The organism is Pseudomonas sp. NPDC089406 (genome assembly GCF_044900265.1).
GTDB lineage: Bacteria > Pseudomonadota > Gammaproteobacteria > Pseudomonadales > Pseudomonadaceae > Aquipseudomonas > Aquipseudomonas fakonensis.
Genome location: NZ_JBJDNC010000062.1, coordinates 1 through 17610 on the forward strand (window position 1 = coordinate 1; position 17610 = coordinate 17610).

At 63.3% G+C, this 17610-nt stretch carries 15 protein-coding genes and 7 tRNA genes; 18 read left to right on the plus strand and 4 right to left on the minus strand.

The features are described 5' to 3' along the window. Positions 1–562 precede the first annotated feature (562 nt). The 5 genes from ACI2KK_RS27020 (at position 563) to ACI2KK_RS27040 (ending at position 4206) form a co-directional block, all read left to right on the plus strand. Complete coding sequence (locus ACI2KK_RS27020; RefSeq protein ID WP_217842440.1) at positions 563–1198, plus strand: TetR/AcrR family transcriptional regulator; 636 nt, start codon at positions 563–565, stop codon at positions 1196–1198. 129 nt (positions 1199–1327) lie between these two features. Further along, positions 1328–2296 carry a GTP 3',8-cyclase MoaA gene (locus ACI2KK_RS27025; RefSeq protein ID WP_404671360.1) on the plus strand — a complete coding sequence of 323 codons (969 nt, stop codon included), beginning with the start codon at positions 1328–1330 and terminating at the stop codon, positions 2294–2296. A gap of 67 nt (positions 2297–2363) precedes the next feature. Further along, positions 2364–2969 carry a DUF4823 domain-containing protein gene (locus ACI2KK_RS27030; RefSeq protein WP_404671361.1) on the plus strand — a complete coding sequence of 202 codons (606 nt, stop codon included), beginning with the start codon at positions 2364–2366 and terminating at the stop codon, positions 2967–2969. Between the two features lie 11 nt (positions 2970–2980). Next, on the plus strand, positions 2981–3541 hold the full coding sequence (locus tag ACI2KK_RS27035; RefSeq protein ID WP_404671362.1) for a DUF1285 domain-containing protein: 561 nt from the start codon (positions 2981–2983) through the stop codon (positions 3539–3541). A gap of 257 nt (positions 3542–3798) precedes the next feature. Next, the gene (locus ACI2KK_RS27040; RefSeq protein WP_404671363.1) at positions 3799–4206 is read left to right on the plus strand and encodes a cupin domain-containing protein; all 408 of its coding nucleotides are present in this window, start codon (positions 3799–3801) and stop codon (positions 4204–4206) included. 54 nt (positions 4207–4260) lie between these two features. Here ACI2KK_RS27040 and ACI2KK_RS27045 read toward each other — a convergent pair. After that, positions 4261–4336 (minus strand) — tRNA-Asn (locus ACI2KK_RS27045). A gap of 62 nt (positions 4337–4398) precedes the next feature. Next, entirely contained in the window at positions 4399–5595 is a 1197-nt protein-coding gene (locus tag ACI2KK_RS27050) for an amino acid aminotransferase (RefSeq protein WP_404671364.1), read from the minus strand. A gap of 289 nt (positions 5596–5884) precedes the next feature. Here ACI2KK_RS27050 and uvrB point away from each other — a divergent pair, with 289 nt between their 5' ends. Further along, positions 5885–7900 carry an excinuclease ABC subunit UvrB gene (gene uvrB / locus ACI2KK_RS27055; RefSeq protein ID WP_404671365.1) on the plus strand — a complete coding sequence of 672 codons (2016 nt, stop codon included), beginning with the start codon at positions 5885–5887 and terminating at the stop codon, positions 7898–7900. 391 nt (positions 7901–8291) lie between these two features. On the opposite strand, the gene ACI2KK_RS27060 is transcribed toward uvrB, so the two are convergent. Continuing rightward, positions 8292–9782 (minus strand): MDR family MFS transporter, encoded by a 1491-nt coding sequence (locus ACI2KK_RS27060; RefSeq protein ID WP_404671374.1) that lies wholly within the window; start codon positions 9780–9782, stop codon positions 8292–8294. A 49-nt stretch (positions 9783–9831) separates the two neighbouring features. Next, positions 9832–10881, minus strand: a complete 1050-nt coding sequence (locus tag ACI2KK_RS27065) for an HlyD family secretion protein (protein WP_404671366.1) — start codon at positions 10879–10881, stop codon at positions 9832–9834. 142 nt (positions 10882–11023) lie between these two features. Between ACI2KK_RS27065 and gltX the strand changes: the two genes are divergently transcribed. The 12 genes from gltX (at position 11024) to ACI2KK_RS27125 (ending at position 17448) form a co-directional block, all read left to right on the plus strand. Further along, positions 11024–12505 carry a glutamate--tRNA ligase gene (gene gltX, locus ACI2KK_RS27070; RefSeq protein WP_404671367.1) on the plus strand — a complete coding sequence of 494 codons (1482 nt, stop codon included), beginning with the start codon at positions 11024–11026 and terminating at the stop codon, positions 12503–12505. Between the two features lie 323 nt (positions 12506–12828). After that, a tRNA-Ala gene (locus ACI2KK_RS27075) sits at positions 12829–12904 on the plus strand. Between the two features lie 72 nt (positions 12905–12976). Further along, positions 12977–13052 (plus strand) — tRNA-Glu (locus ACI2KK_RS27080). Positions 13053–13105: 53 nt separating this feature from the next. Continuing rightward, positions 13106–13181, plus strand: a tRNA-Ala gene (locus ACI2KK_RS27085). A 42-nt stretch (positions 13182–13223) separates the two neighbouring features. Then, positions 13224–13299: transfer RNA gene (locus ACI2KK_RS27090), tRNA-Glu, on the plus strand. Positions 13300–13365: 66 nt separating this feature from the next. Then, a tRNA-Ala gene (locus tag ACI2KK_RS27095) sits at positions 13366–13441 on the plus strand. 41 nt (positions 13442–13482) lie between these two features. Beyond that, a tRNA-Glu gene (locus tag ACI2KK_RS27100) sits at positions 13483–13558 on the plus strand. A 168-nt stretch (positions 13559–13726) separates the two neighbouring features. Continuing rightward, the gene (locus tag ACI2KK_RS27105) at positions 13727–14266 is read left to right on the plus strand and encodes a TetR/AcrR family transcriptional regulator (protein WP_217842449.1); all 540 of its coding nucleotides are present in this window, start codon (positions 13727–13729) and stop codon (positions 14264–14266) included. Positions 14267–14281: 15 nt separating this feature from the next. Continuing rightward, positions 14282–15115, plus strand: coding sequence for an alpha/beta fold hydrolase (locus ACI2KK_RS27110; RefSeq protein ID WP_404671368.1), 834 nt, complete (start codon positions 14282–14284; stop codon positions 15113–15115). Positions 15116–15305: 190 nt separating this feature from the next. Beyond that, positions 15306–15743: a thioesterase family protein gene (locus ACI2KK_RS27115; RefSeq protein WP_217842451.1), complete on the plus strand. Its 438-nt coding sequence runs from the start codon at positions 15306–15308 to the stop codon at positions 15741–15743. A gap of 52 nt (positions 15744–15795) precedes the next feature. Further along, positions 15796–16767, plus strand: coding sequence for a tRNA dihydrouridine synthase (locus tag ACI2KK_RS27120; protein ID WP_404671369.1), 972 nt, complete (start codon positions 15796–15798; stop codon positions 16765–16767). Between the two features lie 234 nt (positions 16768–17001). Beyond that, complete coding sequence (locus ACI2KK_RS27125; RefSeq protein ID WP_404671370.1) at positions 17002–17448, plus strand: Hsp20 family protein; 447 nt, start codon at positions 17002–17004, stop codon at positions 17446–17448. Positions 17449–17610: the final 162 nt, after the last annotated feature.

The following is a 17610-nucleotide window of genomic DNA, read 5'->3' on the forward strand; positions in this document are numbered from 1 at the left end:
CGTAGGGGGCCGGATGATGGGAGCAGGGATTTTTTGGTGACTTTTTGATCCTTCAAAAAGTTACCCGCCGTAAGGGCGGAAAGGTGACGAAAAGCGCGTATCGTCAACGAATGCGCATACATCTACCAAAGCAATCACCCTAAAGCCCCGAACCCGAACCCGAACCCGAACCCGAACCCGAACCCGAACCCGAACCCGAACCCAAAAAAAACCCGGGTTCTGGGGGGGGAATCCGGGTTAAGACCATTAGGAGTAAAACAAAGGTACGCGGTCCCTGGGCACCTTTATTGGCGCGCCACTTGGGGGGGATGCGCCGCGCCAACACTTCAAGTATTGGCCACCTTTGGCACTCTGCCAGCCACGATTGGTCGTTTTTTAAACAGATTTGGAATACGCCAGCCGGCTGTTGGGCCTTCGCTGCATGGCAACAAGGCGGATTGGCCTTTTACCCCGCCAAGTCGGCCCGAAATCATCGTGAAACACAGACATGAGCGGAAGATCCGTGCAATTTGCCTCCACTTAGGCATAATAATCCGCTTCGATTGTCATCCCAGTCCTACCTATGCACAAAGAACCTCGTAAGGTCCGTGAATTTCGCCGCCGCGAGCAGGAGATCCTCGACACCGCGCTCAAACTGTTCCTCGAACAGGGCGAGGACAGTGTCACCGTCGAGATGATCGCCGACGCCGTCGGCATCGGCAAAGGCACGATCTACAAGCACTTCAAGTCCAAGGCCGAGATCTACCTGCGCCTGATGCTCGACTACGAGCGCGACCTGAATGAGCTGCTGCATTCGGCTGACGTCGACCGTGACAAGGAAGCACTGTCCCGCGCCTATTTCGAATTCCGCATGCGCGACCCGCAACGCTACCGGCTGTTCGACCGCCTCGAAGAGAAGGTGGTCAAGGGCAACCAGGTGCCGGAAATGGTCGAGCAGTTGCACAGCATCCGCGCCTCCAACTTCGACCGCCTGACGCAGCTGATCAAAGGCCGCATCAGCGAAGGCAAGCTCGAGGACGTACCGCCGTACTTCCACTATTGCGCGGCCTGGGCCCTGGTGCATGGCGCCGTGGCGCTGTACCACTCGCCGTTCTGGAGCAATGTGCTGGAAGATCAGGAAGGCTTCTTCCAGTTCCTCATGGACATCGGCGTGCGCATGGGCAACAAGCGCAAGCGCGACCCGGAACCTGCCAACTAAAGCGTTCGCTTGGGTGCTGGCCGGTTTTCGGCCGGCACCGCTTCCCTCGTGCTTCGCCGGCAAGGCTTGCAAAAACCTGATTTTTGAGTCAGGTTTCGCACGCCAGAACCTTCCATGCCGGAGTCACCCATGATCGTCGATCGTCAAGGCAGGCGCTTTCGCAACCTGCGCGTCAGCCTGACTGCTGCCTGCAACTACGCCTGCACCTATTGCGTGCCCGATGGCAAACGCCTGGTGGCGGCGCAGGACGAGCTGTCGGCGGACGCGCTGGTGCGCGGTGTGGCGTATCTGGTTGAAGCGGCCGGTATCGAGCGGCTGCGCATCACCGGCGGCGAGCCGCTGGTCAGCCCGCGCCTTGAAGGTTTTCTGGCCGGCGTCGCCAAGCTTGGCCTGGATGACATCAGCCTCACCACCAACGGGCAGTTGCTCGCGCGCAAGCTCCCGCTGCTGCAAGCGGCCGGTATCCGCCGCCTCAACGTCTCCCTCGACAGCCTCGACCCTGAGGCTTTCCGCCGGATCGCCCGGGGTGGGGACCTGGCCGGCGTGCTGGGCGGCATGGAGCAGGCGAGGGCGGCCGGCATGGCGATCAAGGTCAACATGGTGCCCATGCGCGGGCATAACCTCGACCAGGTCGTGCCGCTGCTCGACTACTGCCTGGAGCGCGGCTTCGAACTGCGCTTCATCGAGCTGATGCGCATGGGCCACCTGGCCCGAGACAACAACGCGTTCCTGCAGCAGTTCGTCAGCCTCGACCAGTTGCTGGCGCTGATCGGGCAAAGCCATGCTTTTGAACAGGCGCAACGCCCGGTAGATGCCACAGCGCTACGCTATCGTGTCCCCGGCAAGGGGCACTTCGGGGTAATTGCCAACGAAAGCGTGCCGTTCTGCCGCGCCTGTTCACGCCTGCGCTTGTCCTCCACCGGCTGGTTGCATGGCTGCCTGTCGTCGAGCAACCGTCATTTTGTCGCCGATCTGTTCGACAAGCCCCGCCATCAGGCGCTGCCTGCCCTGCAGCGGCTGCTGGTGAAGGCCCTGGCAGACAAGCAGGACGTGGCGTTTTCCGGCGATGTGATGGTGATGAAGGTGATCGGCGGCTGACTCTGGCGCAAAAGCTGCATCTGCGCGGCTATTCGCCGGTTTTTCGTCACCGGCCACTGGAGGAAAGATGCGTAGCCTGGTCTTGCTGCTGGCGCTGATGGCGCTGGGCGGCTGCATGAATGTCAGCGATATGGGCGAAGGCGTCCGTTACCACATGAGCGATGTGGGCCTGCTGGACCACAGCGACACTACCCGTACCCTGTCGGTGCGCCTGCAACCCGACTCGTTCATCTTCATTGGCCAGGGCGCCTTCATGCCGCCGGGTAAAGGGCCGCTGCCGAAGCAGAATGCCGTGGCCGAGGAGGCCTTCAAGAGCTTCGTCGAGTACTTCCCGCTGGTGCGCCGCGCCCAAGGGCCGCTGGGCCTGGAGCAGGCCATCGCCGAAGCACGCTCGGTGGGCGCCGACTATGTGCTGTACACCCGCTTTGCGCGCACCGACGACCGTATCGGCAATGGCGACGAATGGTACGACGAGCAGGCCGTCGACCGTTTGGGGTGGGACAGCGGCGTAGTGCAGATGATGCTCATCGAAACCAGCACCCGCTACCTGATCGACACCGCCCGTATCAAGAGCCGTGGCGGTTTGTTGACGTTCCACGACAACACCCCGCAGGATTTGCTTGGCGCGCCCATGCGCGAGTACGCTCGTAGCCTTCTGGGCATGAGCCGCTGAGCGAGCACGCAATGACTGAAACCGGCAAGGCCAACGATCTTCTGGCGCAAATCCCCAAGGCCAAGGGGCTGCCCCCGGTGCATTTGTGGAACCCGGACTTCTGCGGTGACATCGACATGCGCATCGCCCGGGACGGTACCTGGTACTACCTGGGCACGCCCATCGGGCGCAAGCCGATGGTCAGGTTGTTCTCCACCATCCTTCGCCGCGATGGTGACGACTACTTCCTGATTACCCCGGTGGAAAAGGTCGGCATCAAGGTCGACGATGCGCCGTTCGTGGCGGTGTTGCTGGATGTGCTGGGGCAGGGCGAGCAGCAGGTGCTGCGCTTTACCAGCAATGTCGAGGACCAGGTCGAGGCCGGCCCTGAGCACCCGCTGCGGGTGCAGACCGACCCGGCCAGCGGTGAGCCGGCGCCGTATATCCTCATGCGCAGCAACCTCGAGGCGCTGATTCACCGCAATGTGTTCTACCAGCTGGTCGAACTGGCCGTGCCGCGCGAGATAGACGGTGAGCAGTGGCTGGGGGTGTGGAGCCAGGGCGAGTTCTACCCGATCGGGCGCGATGCCTGAGCCGACACCAGCGCATTCCCTGTAGGAGCGGCCTTGTGTCGCGAAAGGCCTGCGTATCAGGCCCGGCAATCTTGCATGATGCGCAAGTGCTGGGCCCGCTGCGCGGGCCTTTCGCGACACAAGGCCGCTCCTACAGGGGGCGCATTGAATCTTGGCGGCGAGTTCCCCATCGGCCTCCTGCTTTTTCCCCGAATTGGCCATTTGTAACCCACGCCCCGGCGCTTAACCTGAAGCCATACCCGCTCAGGAGAACCACCATGCGCCGCCTACATGTACTCGCTCTCACCATTTTGCTCGCACCTTTGACCCACGCCTGGGCCCACGGCGATGCCGCTGACCAGGTGCGCATCCTGCAAGAGCAAGCCCCCTCCAACGCCCCAGGCAAGAAGGCCGTGATGCTGACCGTCAGCTATGCCCCCGGCCAGGCCTCGCCCGCTCACCAGCACCCTGGTGCGGTCATGGCCTACGTACTGGAGGGGGCAGTAACCTCCAAACTTAACGACGAACCGGAGCATACCTATAAGGCAGGGGAGTTCTGGTACGAGGCGCCCGGCACCGTGCACAGCGTGTCGCGCAACGCCAGCAAGAGCGCCCCGGCCAAGCTGCTGGTATGGAGCCTGGTGGAGGAGGGCAAACCGGTCACCGAGCCCCTGGCCAAACCCTGAACCGCAGGCATTAAAAAACCTCCAGTGCTTGCGCAACTGGAGGTTTTCAGTGTTTGGCTCCGCGACCTGGACTCGAACCAGGGACCCAATGATTAACAGTCATTTGCTCTACCGACTGAGCTATCGCGGAATCTGCCGGTATCTTACTCAACGCTTGGGGGAAGTCAAGCTTCCCCCATTGCAATCAAGTAGTTACAACACTTCGACGATGGCTTTGGTGACCACGTGGATGTTGCTCTGGTTCAGCGCGGCCACTGCAATACGGCCGGTGTCCAACGCGTAGATGCCGAACTCGTTCTTCAGGCGGGTGACCTGCTCAACGGTCAGGCCCGAGTAGGAGAACATGCCCACCTGGCGGCCGACGAAGCTGAAGTCGCGGTTGGCGCCATACTCGGCCAGCAACTGGACCATCTGCTTGCGCATGCCGTGGATACGGGTGCGCATTTCGCCCAGCTCGGCTTCCCACATCTGGCGCAGCTCGTCGCTGTTCAGCACGGTGGCGACGATGGTCGCGCCGTGGGTCGGCGGGTTGGAGTAGGTGGTGCGGATCACGCGCTTGACCTGCGACAGCACGCGGGTGCTTTCGTCTTTCGAGCCGGTGACGATCGACAGCGCGCCGACGCGCTCGCCGTACAGCGAGAACGACTTGGAGAACGAGCTGGAAACGAAGAACTCCAGGCCCGACTCGGCGAACAGGCGCACGGCGAAGGCGTCTTCGGCGATGCCGTCGCCAAAGCCCTGGTAGGCCATGTCGAGGAACGGCACGTGGCCCTTGGCCTTGACCACTTCCAGCACGTTTTTCCAGTCGTCCAGGGTCAGGTCGACGCCGGTCGGGTTGTGGCAGCAGGCGTGCAGCACTACTACCGAGCCTGCCGGCAGGGCGTTGAGGTCTTCGAGCATGCCGGCGCGGTTGACGCCGTTGCTGGCCGCGTCGTAGTAGCGGTAGGTCTGCACCGGGAAGCCGGCGGACTCGAACAGGGCGCGGTGGTTTTCCCAGCTCGGGTCGCTGATGGCGACGACGGCGTTGGGCGACAGGCGCTTGAGGAAGTCGGCACCGATCTTCAGCGCGCCGGTACCGCCGACGGCCTGTACGGTGACCACGCGGCCGGCGGCCAGCAGTGGCGACTCTGCGCCGAAGATCAGCTTTTGCACGGCCTGGTCGTACTGGGCGATACCGTCGATCGGCAGGTAGCCGCGCGAGGCGTGCTGGGCAGCGCGCTGGGTCTCGGCTTCGATCACGGCGCGCAGCAGCGGAATGCGGCCTTCCTCATTGCAGTAGACGCCTACGCCCAGGTTGACCTTGTCGGTACGTGGGTCGGCGTTGAATGCTTCGTTGAGGCCCAGGATGGGGTCGCGGGGTGCCAGCTCGACAGCGGAAAACAGGCTCATTGTTACCTTGGCTCTGATTGGAGAGTGATAGGGGTTGCCACGCTCCAGCCGAATGCACTGAAGCGGTGCACAAACGGGGAGTCAGTATAGTGATACCGCCCGGTCACTGCGACAGTCTGGCGCAGCTTTTACCGCTGTTTGCGCAAATATTTTTCGACCATTGGTCGAATTGCCCGGTCCATTGCAATACCCGCTCACAGCCGAGGCTTGAAAGGCGCGCCCGGCGGGCGCATTTGGGTATAGACTACTGGCTAAATTTACAGTTGCTGCGGCACCCGCGAGGTTCGTCATGTCCGAGTTCCAGCTCGTCACCCGCTTCCAGCCGGCCGGCGATCAGCCCGAGGCCATCCGCCAGATGGTCGAAGGCATCGACGCCGGCCTTTCGCACCAGACGCTGCTCGGGGTGACGGGTTCGGGCAAGACCTTCAGCATCGCCAACGTCATCCAGCAGGTACAGCGCCCGACCATGGTGCTGGCGCCCAACAAAACCCTGGCCGCGCAGCTGTACGGCGAGTTCAAGGCATTCTTCCCCAACAACGCCGTCGAGTACTTCGTCTCCTACTACGACTACTACCAGCCAGAAGCCTATGTGCCGTCGTCGGACACCTTCATCGAGAAGGACGCCTCGATCAACGACCATATCGAGCAGATGCGCCTGTCGGCGACCAAGGCGCTGCTGGAGCGCCGCGACGCGATCATCGTCACCACCGTGTCGTGCATCTACGGCCTGGGCAGCCCCGAGACTTATCTGAAAATGGTCCTGCACGTCGACCGCGGCGACAAGCTCGACCAGCGCGCCCTGCTGCGCCGGCTGGCCGACCTGCAGTACACCCGCAACGAGATGGACTTCGCCCGCGCCACCTTCCGCGTGCGTGGCGATGTCATCGATATCTTCCCCGCCGAATCCGACCTTGAAGCCATCCGCATCGAGCTGTTCGACGACGAGGTGGAGAATATCGCCGCCTTCGACCCGCTCACCGGCGAAGTCATCCGCAAGTTGCCGCGTTTCACCTTCTACCCCAAGTCCCACTACGTCACCCCGCGGGAAACCCTGGTCGAGGCAGTGGAGGGCATCAAGGAAGAGCTCAAGGACCGCCTGGAGTACCTGCACAAGCACAACAAGCTGGTGGAGGCCCAGCGCCTGGAGCAGCGCACCCGCTTCGACCTGGAGATGATCCTCGAGCTTGGCTACTGCAACGGCATCGAGAACTACTCGCGCTACCTCTCCGGGCGCCCGGCCGGTGCGCCGCCGCCCACGCTGTACGACTACCTGCCGGCCGACGCGCTGCTGGTGATCGACGAGTCCCACGTCAGCGTGCCGCAGGTGGGGGCCATGTACAAAGGCGACCGCTCGCGCAAGGAAACCCTGGTGGAATATGGCTTCCGCCTGCCTTCGGCACTGGACAACCGGCCCATGCGTTTCGATGAGTGGGAGTCGGTCAGCCCGCAGACCATCTTCGTCTCCGCCACCCCCGGCCCCTATGAGGGTGAACACGCCGGCCGCGTGGTCGAGCAGGTGGTGCGCCCCACCGGCCTGGTCGACCCGCAGGTGGAAGTGCGCCCGGCGCTCACCCAGGTGGACGACCTGCTGTCGGAAATCGGCAAGCGCGTAGCCGTGGGCGAGCGGGTGCTGGCCACCACGCTGACCAAGCGCATGGCCGAGGACCTCACCGATTACCTGGCCGACCACGACGTGCGGGTGCGCTACCTGCACTCGGATATCGACACCGTCGAGCGCGTCGAGATCATTCGCGACCTGCGCCTGGGTACCTTCGACGTGCTGGTGGGCATCAACCTGCTGCGCGAGGGCCTGGACATGCCCGAGGTGTCGCTGGTGGCCATTCTCGACGCCGACAAAGAGGGCTTCCTGCGCTCCGAGCGCTCGCTGATCCAGACCATCGGCCGCGCCGCCCGCAACCTCAACGGCAAGGCGATTCTGTACGCCGACAACATCACCGGCTCCATGCAGCGGGCCATCGACGAGACCGAGCGCCGGCGTGACAAGCAGGTCGCGTTCAACCAGGCCAACGGCATCGTGCCCAAGGGCGTGGTCAAGGACATCACCGACATCATGGAAGGCGCCACCGTGCCCGGTGCGCGCAGCAAGAAGCGCAAGGGCCAGGCCAAGGCAGCCGAAGAGGCTGCGCGTTACGAGGCCGAACTGCAGACCCCGGGCGAGATCACCAAGCGCATCAAGCAGCTGGAAGACAAGATGTTCCAGTTCGCCCGCGACCTTGAGTTCGAGGCTGCCGCGCAACTGCGCGACGAGATCGGCAAGCTGCGCGAGCGGCTGATTGCCAGCTAGGCCTTGACGCTACCCCAGCGGGCGCCGGCCAGCCGGCTCCTACAGGTACAGCACGGCATGAAGGCTACGAGATCCCTGTAGGAGATCACCCAGCCCTTCGGGCTGCGCTGTCGCGCAGAGAACTGGGCACGAGCCCGCCGCGGTACCTGTGGGAGCGGGCTTGCCGGAGTGCCGGACCACCGCGAAGCAGGCGACGCGGTGTCTGGCACCGGCTTCGCCGGTGTTCGCGGGCAAGCCCGCTCCCACAGGCCCCTGCTAAATCAATGAGTTGTAGTTTGTTCTATGAGAGCGGGCTTGCCCGCGATGAGGCCGGAGCAGGCCGGACATCTCTATTGCCTTTACTGGCCCTATCGCCGGCAAGCCGGCTCCTACAGGTTTTCTTGCAAACGGCTTAGTGGGCTTCGCCCGCCTTCAATCCCTGCGGCAACTTGCGCGTCAACAACACTGCCACCATGCTCACCGCCAAGCCAATGCCGACGAAGTGAAACGCATCGTTGTAGGCCATGATCATCGCCTGCTGGTGGGTGATTTCGCTCAGATTGCCCAGCGCCGCGCTGTCGCTGCCCAGGCGCTCGGTCAATTGCGCCAGGCGCTCGGCCACTTGCGGGTTGGTCGGCACCACGGCCTCACGCAAATAGTCGAAATACACCTTGCCCCGTGCATCCAGCAGCGTCGCCAGCAGAGCGATGCCGATGGCGCCGCCCAGGTTGCGCAGAATGTTGAACAGGCTCGAGGCGGAGCCGGCGTCCTGCGGCTGGATGTACGCCGTGGCGATCAGCGAAATGGTCACCATGATCATCGGCTGGCCAAGGGCGCGGATGATCTGGATCTGGTTGAACTGCGGGCCGGCGAAGTCCGGGTTGAGCACTCCAGAGCTAAAGCTGGCCACGCCGAACAGGCAAAAGCCCAGGGCGCACAGCAGCTTTGGCGAGATCACCTTCATCAGCTGTGGCACCAGCGGTATCAGAAACAACTGCGGGATACCCATCCACATGATCACCTCGCCGATCTGCAAGGCGTTGTAGCCCTGGATCTGCGCCAGGTACAGCGGCAACAGGTAGATCGAGCCGTACAAGCCCACGCCCATGCCCAGGCTGGCGATACTCGACAGCCCGAAGTTACGGTTGCCAAGAATGCGCAGGTTGATCAGCGGGTTGGCCCGCGACAATTGCAAGATCACGAACAGAATCAGGCTCAGCAGGGCGACACTGCCCAGGCTGACGATCAGGCTCGACTCCAGCCAGTCCTTGCGGTGGCCTTCTTCAAGGAACACCTGCAGGCAGCCCAGCCCCAGCCCCAGGGTGACGATGCCGGCGTAGTCGGTGCTTTTCAGCAGTTCCCAATGGGCTTCTTTCTTCTCCAGCCCGTACAGCAGCCCGGCGATCATCACCAGCCCCGGCGGGATGTTGATATAGAAGATGTATTCCCACCCCCAGTTCTCGGTCAGCCAGCCGCCCAGCGTAGGGCCGATGGAGGGGGCGAAGGTGGCCGTCATGGCGAACATCGCCATGCCCTTGGCGCGGTGGTGCTCGGGCAGCTTGATCAGAGTGAGGGTAAAGGCCAGCGGAATCAGCGCGCCGCCGGTGAAGCCCTGCAGGGCGCGGAACACGATCATGCTCTCGAGGTTCCAGGCCATCGAGCACAGCAAGGATGACGCCAGGAAGCCCAGCGATACCCACACCGCCAGGCGCCGCGCCGACAGCAGCTGCACCAACCAGGCGGTGAGCGGGATCATGATGATCTCGGCTACCAGATAGGAGGTGGAAATCCACGAGCCTTCTTCCAGCGTGGCTGACAGCGCGCCCTGGATATCCTTCAGCGAGGAGTTGGTGATCTGGATATCCAGCACCGCCATGAAGGCGCCGAGCATCACGCTCATCACCGCGATCCAGTCGCGCCGGGTCGGCTCGGCGCTGGGGCGTAGTAACTGGTCACCGGCCATCGTTGCCCTCGTCGCGCAGGTCGACGGTGGCGGTGACCGACATGCCCGGGCGAATGCGACCGTGCAGCGGGTTGTCGGCGGCGAAGGTCAGCTTCACCGGGATGCGCTGCACCACCTTGGTGAAGTTGCCGGTGGCGTTGTCCGGCGGCAGCAGGCTGAACTGCGCGCCGGAGGCGGCGAACAGGCTTTCGACGCGGCCTTCGATGGGGCTGTCGGGGTAGCTGTCGAACACCAGCTCGGCGCGTTGGCCGGGGTGCATCTTGCCGATCTGGGTTTCCTTGAAGTTGGCCTGCACCCAGATGTCTTCGTCGGGCACCACGGACAGTAGGTAGGCGCCGGCCTGTACCACCTGGCCATTGCGCGCGCTGCGCTGGCCGATGGTGCCGCTGATGGGCGCGCGAATTTCGCAGCGGGTCAGGTTGAGCTCGGCCTGGGCAAGGTCGGCGCGAGCATTGGCGATCTGTGCATCCAGGCGCTTGAGTTCGGCGCTCAGGGCATCGACCTGCTGGCGCTGGCCCTTGAGGTCGGCCTGGGCCTTGTCCACCTGCGAGCGGGCGACATGGCTTTCTGCCGACAGGGTAGTGACCCGTTCTTCGGAAACGAAGCCGGGCTTGCGCAGCGCCTGGGCGCGGTTCAGGTCCAGTTGCGAACGGTCGAGGGTGGCTTGGTTGGCCGCCACTTGGGCCTGGCCTGCGGCAATCAGGCTGCCTTGCTGGGTGAGGCGGCTCTGCGCTTGCACAAGTTCTGCTTCGCGGGTGGCCAGTGCGGCGCGGGCGCGGGCCACGGCCAGTTCGAAGTCGGCCACTTCCAGGCGTACCAGCAGGTCGCCCTTGTTCACGTGCTGGTTGTCTTCCACCTGTACCGCGTCGATGCGTGCCCCCAGCTGGCTGGAGATGCGGGTGATCTCGCCCTGCACGTAGGCGTTGTCGGTGCTCTCGAAGAAACGCCCCTTGAAATACCAGTGGGCCAGGAAGGCGAGGCCGACCAGGGCGACCAGGGTGATGAAGACCAGCAGGCGACGTTTGAGTTGGGCAGGCATGGGGACTATGGTTCCAGAAATGTAAGCAAATTTAACAGCGACCGGCAGTCACGTCACAAGTGGCAATAGCGCCATAGCTGGAGCCCGGTGCCCGCTCCCTGCTAACATCCCGCCTTTGTTTCAATCTTCGTTCGAGACTCCCATGACCACCGTTCGCACGCGTATCGCGCCATCGCCCACCGGCGACCCCCATGTCGGCACCGCCTACATCGCCCTGTTCAACTACTGCTTTGCCAAGCAGCACGGCGGTGAGTTCATCCTGCGTATCGAAGACACCGACCAGTTGCGCTCCACCCGCGAGTCGGAACAGCAGATCTTCGACGCCCTGCGCTGGCTGGGTATCGAGTGGAATGAAGGCCCGGACGTCGGCGGCCCGCACGGCCCGTACCGGCAGAGTGAGCGTGGCGAGATCTACGCCAAATACGCCAAGCAGCTGGTCGATGCCGGCCACGCGTTCTATTGCTTCTGCACCGCCGAAGAGCTGGAGCAGATGCGTGCCGAGCAGATGGCCCGCGGCGAAACCCCGCGCTACGACGGCCGCGCACTGTTGCTGAGCGATGAAGAAGTACAGCGCCGCCTGGCCGCCGGCGAGCAGCACGTGATCCGCATGAAGGTGCCGAGCGAAGGCATCTGCGTGGTGCCGGACATGCTGCGTGGCGATGTCGAAATCCCGTGGGACCGCATGGACATGCAGGTGCTGATGAAGAACGACGGCCTGCCGACGTACTTCCTGGCCAACGTGGTCGACGACCACCTGATGGGCATCACCCACGTGCTGCGCGGCGAAGAGTGGCTGCCGTCGGCACCCAAGCTGATCAAGCTGTACGAGTACTTCGGCTGGGAGCAGCCCAAGCTGTGCTACATGCCGCTGCTGCGCAACCCCGACAAGTCCAAGCTGTCCAAGCGCAAGAACCCGACCTCGGTGACCTTCTACGAGCGCATGGGCTTCATGCCCGAGGCGATGCTCAACTACCTGGGCCGCATGGGCTGGTCGATGCCCGACGAGCGCGAGAAGTTCTCCCTCGCCGAAATGGTCGAGCACTTCGACCTGTCGCGTATCTCCCTGGGCGGGCCGATCTTCGACATCGAGAAGCTCAGCTGGCTGAACGGCCAATGGCTGCGTGAACTGCCGGTTGAAGAATTTGCTGCGCGGGTGCAGAAGTGGGCGTTCAACAGCCAGTACATGATGCAGATTGCCCCGCATGTTCAGGGCCGGGTCGAAACCTTCAGCCAGATCGCCCCGCTGGGCGGGTTCTTCTTCGAAGGCGCGTTGAAGCTGGACGCCAAGTTGTTCGAAAGCAAGAAGCTGTCGGCCGACCAGGTGCGTCAAGTAGTGCAGTTGATCCTGTGGAAGCTCGAGAGCCTGCGCCAGTGGGAGAAAGAGCGCATCACCGGCTGCATCCAGGCGGTGGTCGAAGCGCTGGAGCTCAAGCTGCGTGACGCCATGCCGCTGATGTTCGCCGCCATCACCGGGCAAGCTAGCTCGGTGTCGGTGCTCGATGCCATGGAAATCCTCGGCCCAGACCTGACCCGCTACCGTCTGCGCCAGGCCCTGGACCTGCTGGGCGGCGTGTCGAAGAAAGAAAACAAGGAATGGGAAAAGCTGCTGGCGAACATTGCCTGAGCCAGCTATCGCTGCCCCTGTAGGAGCGGCCTTGTGTCGCGAATGGACCGCAACGCGGTCCCACAATCTGTGCGTTGACGCAGAATCGACGGGGCCGCTTTGCGGCCCTTTCGCGACACAAGGCCGCTCCTACAAGGGCGCAGTGTTCCGAGTCAGCAGGGCAGGGCGGTAAGTGATTGTTATCTGTGAAAAAAATTTTGAATAATTTCAAAAATTAGTTTGACAGCCCTGCAATCGGATCTTAATATGCGCCCCGTCCACAGCGATGAACGAAAACGAAACGCCAGGCACCCGGCCAGCGCTTCGGTTCAAAGCGACATTGTGGGGCTATAGCTCAGCTGGGAGAGCGCCTGCATGGCATGCAGGAGGTCAGCGGTTCGATCCCGCTTAGCTCCACCAAATTCCGCTTGGCAATCAAGGTTGTCGAGCAAGATCGGGTCCAGCAACCGGGTCTTGAAGGTAAGAAGGTTCGTCCCCTTCGTCTAGTGGCCTAGGACACCGCCCTTTCACGGCGGTAACAGGGGTTCGAGTCCCCTAGGGGACGCCAGTTTTGCACAAGCGATGTTTCAATGCGTCGCTGGGCCGAGAGGCTAGAAATCCGGGGCTATAGCTCAGCTGGGAGAGCGCCTGCATGGCATGCAGGAGGTCAGCGGTTCGATCCCGCTTAGCTCCACCAATTTTGCCGCGTTTCACTCAGGTGAAACGGCACGAAGGTTACGTCCCCTTCGTCTAGTGGCCTAGGACACCGCCCTTTCACGGCGGTAACAGGGGTTCGAGTCCCCTAGGGGACGCCACTTTTACCCGCGTTTTGCGGGAGTTAAAAGGCTCATCATCAGATCGGTGAGCCTTTTGTTTTACTCGGGGCTATAGCTCAGCTGGGAGAGCGCCTGCATGGCATGCAGGAGGTCAGCGGTTCGATCCCGCTTAGCTCCACCAATTCGCCACGGTTCGTCAAAATGAACCGGCACGAAGGTTACGTCCCCTTCGTCTAGTGGCCTAGGACACCGCCCTTTCACGGCGGTAACAGGGGTTCGAGTCCCCTAGGGGACGCCATTTTTACCCGCGTTTTGCGGGACTTATAAGGCTCATTCGCATATTGAATGGGCCTTTTGTTTTTTCTGATCCCTGAAAATCTGCCTGCCGATCAACGGCCGCACATTCTGCTTGCGATAAAATATTACAGGCATAATATGTCGCTCATAATATTTTGAGGCGAGCGCCATGACCGACAAGAAGGCCAAGACCCGCGAACGCATCCTCGATGCCGCGCGCAGTGCGTTGATCCAGCAGGGGCCGGCCGAGCCCAGCGTCAGCCAGGTGATGGGCGCCGCCGGGCTGACGGTAGGGGGCTTCTACGCCCACTTCGACAGCAAGGACGAGCTGATGCTCGAGGCCTTCAGCCAGTTGCTCGCCGAGCGCCGGGCGCTGTTGGCGAGTGTCGACCCAAGCCTCGACGGTGCCGGCCGCCGGGCCCTGGTGGCGGCGTTCTACCTGTCGCGCAAGCATCGCGACGCCGAAGTGCAGGCCTGCCCAATCCCCAACGCCCTCAGCGAAATGCAGCGCCTGCCAGAAAGCTTTCGCCAGGTACTGATCGAGCACATCGAGCTGATGACCGCACAAATGGTCGACCGCCCTGAAGAGATCGACAAGGCCCTGGCCGACTTCGCCCTGATGGTCGGCGGCCTGGCCGTGGCCCGCGCCCTGGGTGACGGCGAACTGTCCGACCGCATCCTGCGCGCCGCCAAGTCGGCGATTATCTGACCCTGGAGCACGGCAATGACTACCCTGAGCTGGATTCGCAGCGTCAACGGCACCCTTGGCCACCTGGCCCCCGAGCATGTCGCCGGGCGCATGCGCCGCGCCTTCATGACCCCGCGCAACCTACCGCCCAGGCAGTGGGAGCTGCCACTGCTGGCCAAGGCCGAGCGCATCACCCTGCGCTTTGGCCTGTCGGCGTTGCGTTGGGGGCAGGGGCCGACGGTGCTGTTGATGCATGGTTGGGAAGGGCGCCCGACCCAGTTCGCGGCATTGATCGAAACCCTGGTTGCTGCCGGGCATACCGTGGTGTCGCTGGAAGGCCCGGCCCATGGCCGCTCGCCTGGCAATCAGGCGCATGTGGTGCTGTTCGCCCGCGCCCTGCTGGAAGCGGCCGCCGAACTGCCGCCGCTGCGCGCGGTGATCGGTCACTCCATGGGTGGCGCCAGCGTGCTGCTGGCCTTGCAGTGGGGGCTGCGCGCGGAGGCGGCGGTGAGCATTGCCGCCCCGGCCCAGTTGCTGGGCGTGCTGCGCGGCTTTGCCCGGCACTTGGGTTTGCCGGCACGGGCCAGGGCGGCGTTCATTCGCCAGGTCGAGCAGGATGTCGGCATGCAGGTGGCACGCCTGGATGTCAGCGGCTACCAGCTCGACCTGCCGGGTTTGGTGGTGCACGCCAGTGACGACGCGCTGGTGCCGGCCAGTGAATCGCAGGTCATTCACAAGGCCTGGTTCGACAGCCGCCTGCTGCTGCTGGAGGAGGGTGGCCACCAGCGCGTGCTGGCCGACCCGCGGCTGGGCGAGGCGGTGCTGGAGCTGTTGGCGCGCAGCACTCTTAGCGCCCTGCAGACAGCCTGAGCCGTTACACAGACCCTGTAGGAGCCGGCTTGCCGGCGATAGGGCCGGCACGTCAGGTGGAGATTTTTCAGCCTGTACCGGCCTCATCGCCGGCAAGCCGGCTCCTACAGGGGGTGTGCCATGGTCTATGAGGTACTGGACATCGCCCACCATGCCCGGCTAAATCGCAGTTTCTTTAAAGGAGCCGCTCATGACCTGGGATCTGGCAGCAGCACCCTTCATCATCGACCTGCGCGTCGGCAGCGAAGACATCGACGGCCTCGGCCATGCCAACAACGCGGTCTACGTCACCTGGCTCGAGCGCTGCGCCTGGCGCCACTCCCAGCGCCTGGGCCTGGACCTGGCCGAATACCGCCGCCTGGACCGGGCCATGGCGGTGGTGCGCCACGAAATCGACTACCTCGCTGCCGGCTATGAAAACGACGAACTGCAACTGGCCACCTGGATCGTCGACTGGGACCAGCGCCTGCGCATGACCCGGCGCTTCCAGCTCAAGCGCCCGAGCGATGGCGTCACCCTGCTGCGCGCACAAACCACGTTCGCCTGCATCGAGCTGTCCACCGGCAAGCCGCGGCGCATGCCGGCAGAGTTTCTCGAAGGCTACGGCCCGGCGCTGATCGGCAGCTGAAAACCGGCGGTTTTTTGCTAGACTGCCGCCTTTTTCGCCCCGAGACCCTCACATGCAAATTGCCCTGGCCCCGATGGAGGGGCTGGTCGACAACATCCTGCGCGACGTCCTGACCCGGGTCGGCGGCATCGACTGGTGTGTCACCGAGTTCATCCGCGTCTGCGACCGCCTGCTGCCGGAGTCCTCGTTCGACAAGCTCGCCCCAGAGCTGCGCCAGGGCGCGCGCACCGCTGCCGGTGTGCCGATGCGTGTGCAACTGCTGGGTTCGGACCCGGTGTGCCTGGCCGAAAACGCAGCGTTGGCCTGCGAGCTGGGGGCGCCGGTGATCGACCTGAACTTCGGCTGCCCGGCCAAGACGGTGAACAAGTCGCGGGGTGGCGCGGTGCTGCTCAAGGAGCCTGAACTTCTGCACGCCATCGTACGTGAGGTGCGCCGCCAGGTGCCTGCGCATATCCCGGTCACCGCCAAGATGCGCCTGGGCTTCGACAGCCCGGACGGCGCGCTGGACTGTGGCATTGCCCTGGCCGAAGGCGGCGCCGAGCACCTGGTGGTGCATGCCCGCACCAAGGTCGAGGGCTACAAGCCGCCGGCGCACTGGGAGTGGGTGGCGCGGGTGCAGGATGTGGTCAAGGTGCCGGTGTTCGCCAATGGCGAGATCTGGACCGTCGACGACTGGCGGCGCTGCCGCGAGGTGAGCGGTGCCGAGCACATCATGCTCGGCCGCGGGCTGGTGTCGCGCCCGGACCTGGCGTTGCAGATCGCTGCCGCGCGCGATGGCCGTGACTACCAGCCGATGAGCTGGGATGAACTGCTGCCCTTGCTGCGCGAGTTCTGGCGCCAGGCCCAGGCCAAGCTGTCGCCGCGCTATGCGCCGGGGCGCATGAAGCAGTGGATGGCCATGCTGACCCGCGGTTATCCCGAGGCGGTGGCGATGTTTGCCGAGCTGCGGCGCGAGGATGATTGTGCGCGGATCGGGGTGTTGCTGGGTGCTGCGGCAGTTTCCATAGAGGATGCCATTGCCTGATCCGGCCTCTTCGCGGGTAAACCCGCTCCCACAGTATTGCGCTGCTCTCCAGATAGGTGGTGACCCTGTGGGAGCGGGTTTACCCGCGAAGAGGCCATCAAATCACTCGCTGCATACAAAATTTTTCAACTGCCCTACTTGAAAGCATTTTCCGAGGCCATATCTCTTTGAGTACGCGATGCCGAAGTCGGGTCGCGTAGTGACTTACTTGCTGAATCTCAGGAGTTTATGACCATGACTACCGCTTTCTCCCTCGCTCCACTGTTCCGCCATTCTGTTGGTTTCGACCGTTTCAACGACCTGTTCGAGTCCGCAGCCCGTAACGAGGCCGGTAGCAGCTACCCGCCCTACAACGTGGAAAAGCATGGCGAAGACCAATACCGCATCGTGGTTGCCGCAGCCGGCTTCCAGGAGCAAGACCTCGACCTGCAGGTTGAAAAGGGCGTGCTGACCGTGACCGGCGGCAAGCGCGAAAACGCCAGCGCCAGTGGCGTCACCTACCTGCACCAGGGTATCGCCCAGCGCGCCTTCAAGCTGTCGTTCCGCCTGGCGGACCACATCGAGGTCAAGGGCGCGGGCCTGGCCAACGGCCTGCTCAGCATCGAACTGCTGCGCGTGGTACCGGAAGAAGCCAAGGCCAAGCGCATCCCGATCAATGGCGAAAAGCCTGTGCTGAACTGAGTTCATGCGTATGAAAAAGGGCACCTTCGGGTGCCCTTTTTCGTTGCAGCTCAAGACGATACACCCCCCTGTAGGAGCGGCCTTGTGTCGCGAAAGGGCTGCGAAGCAGCCCCAGCGATCCATGCTGCAAAGCTGAAATCCTGGGGCTGCTTCGCAGCCCTT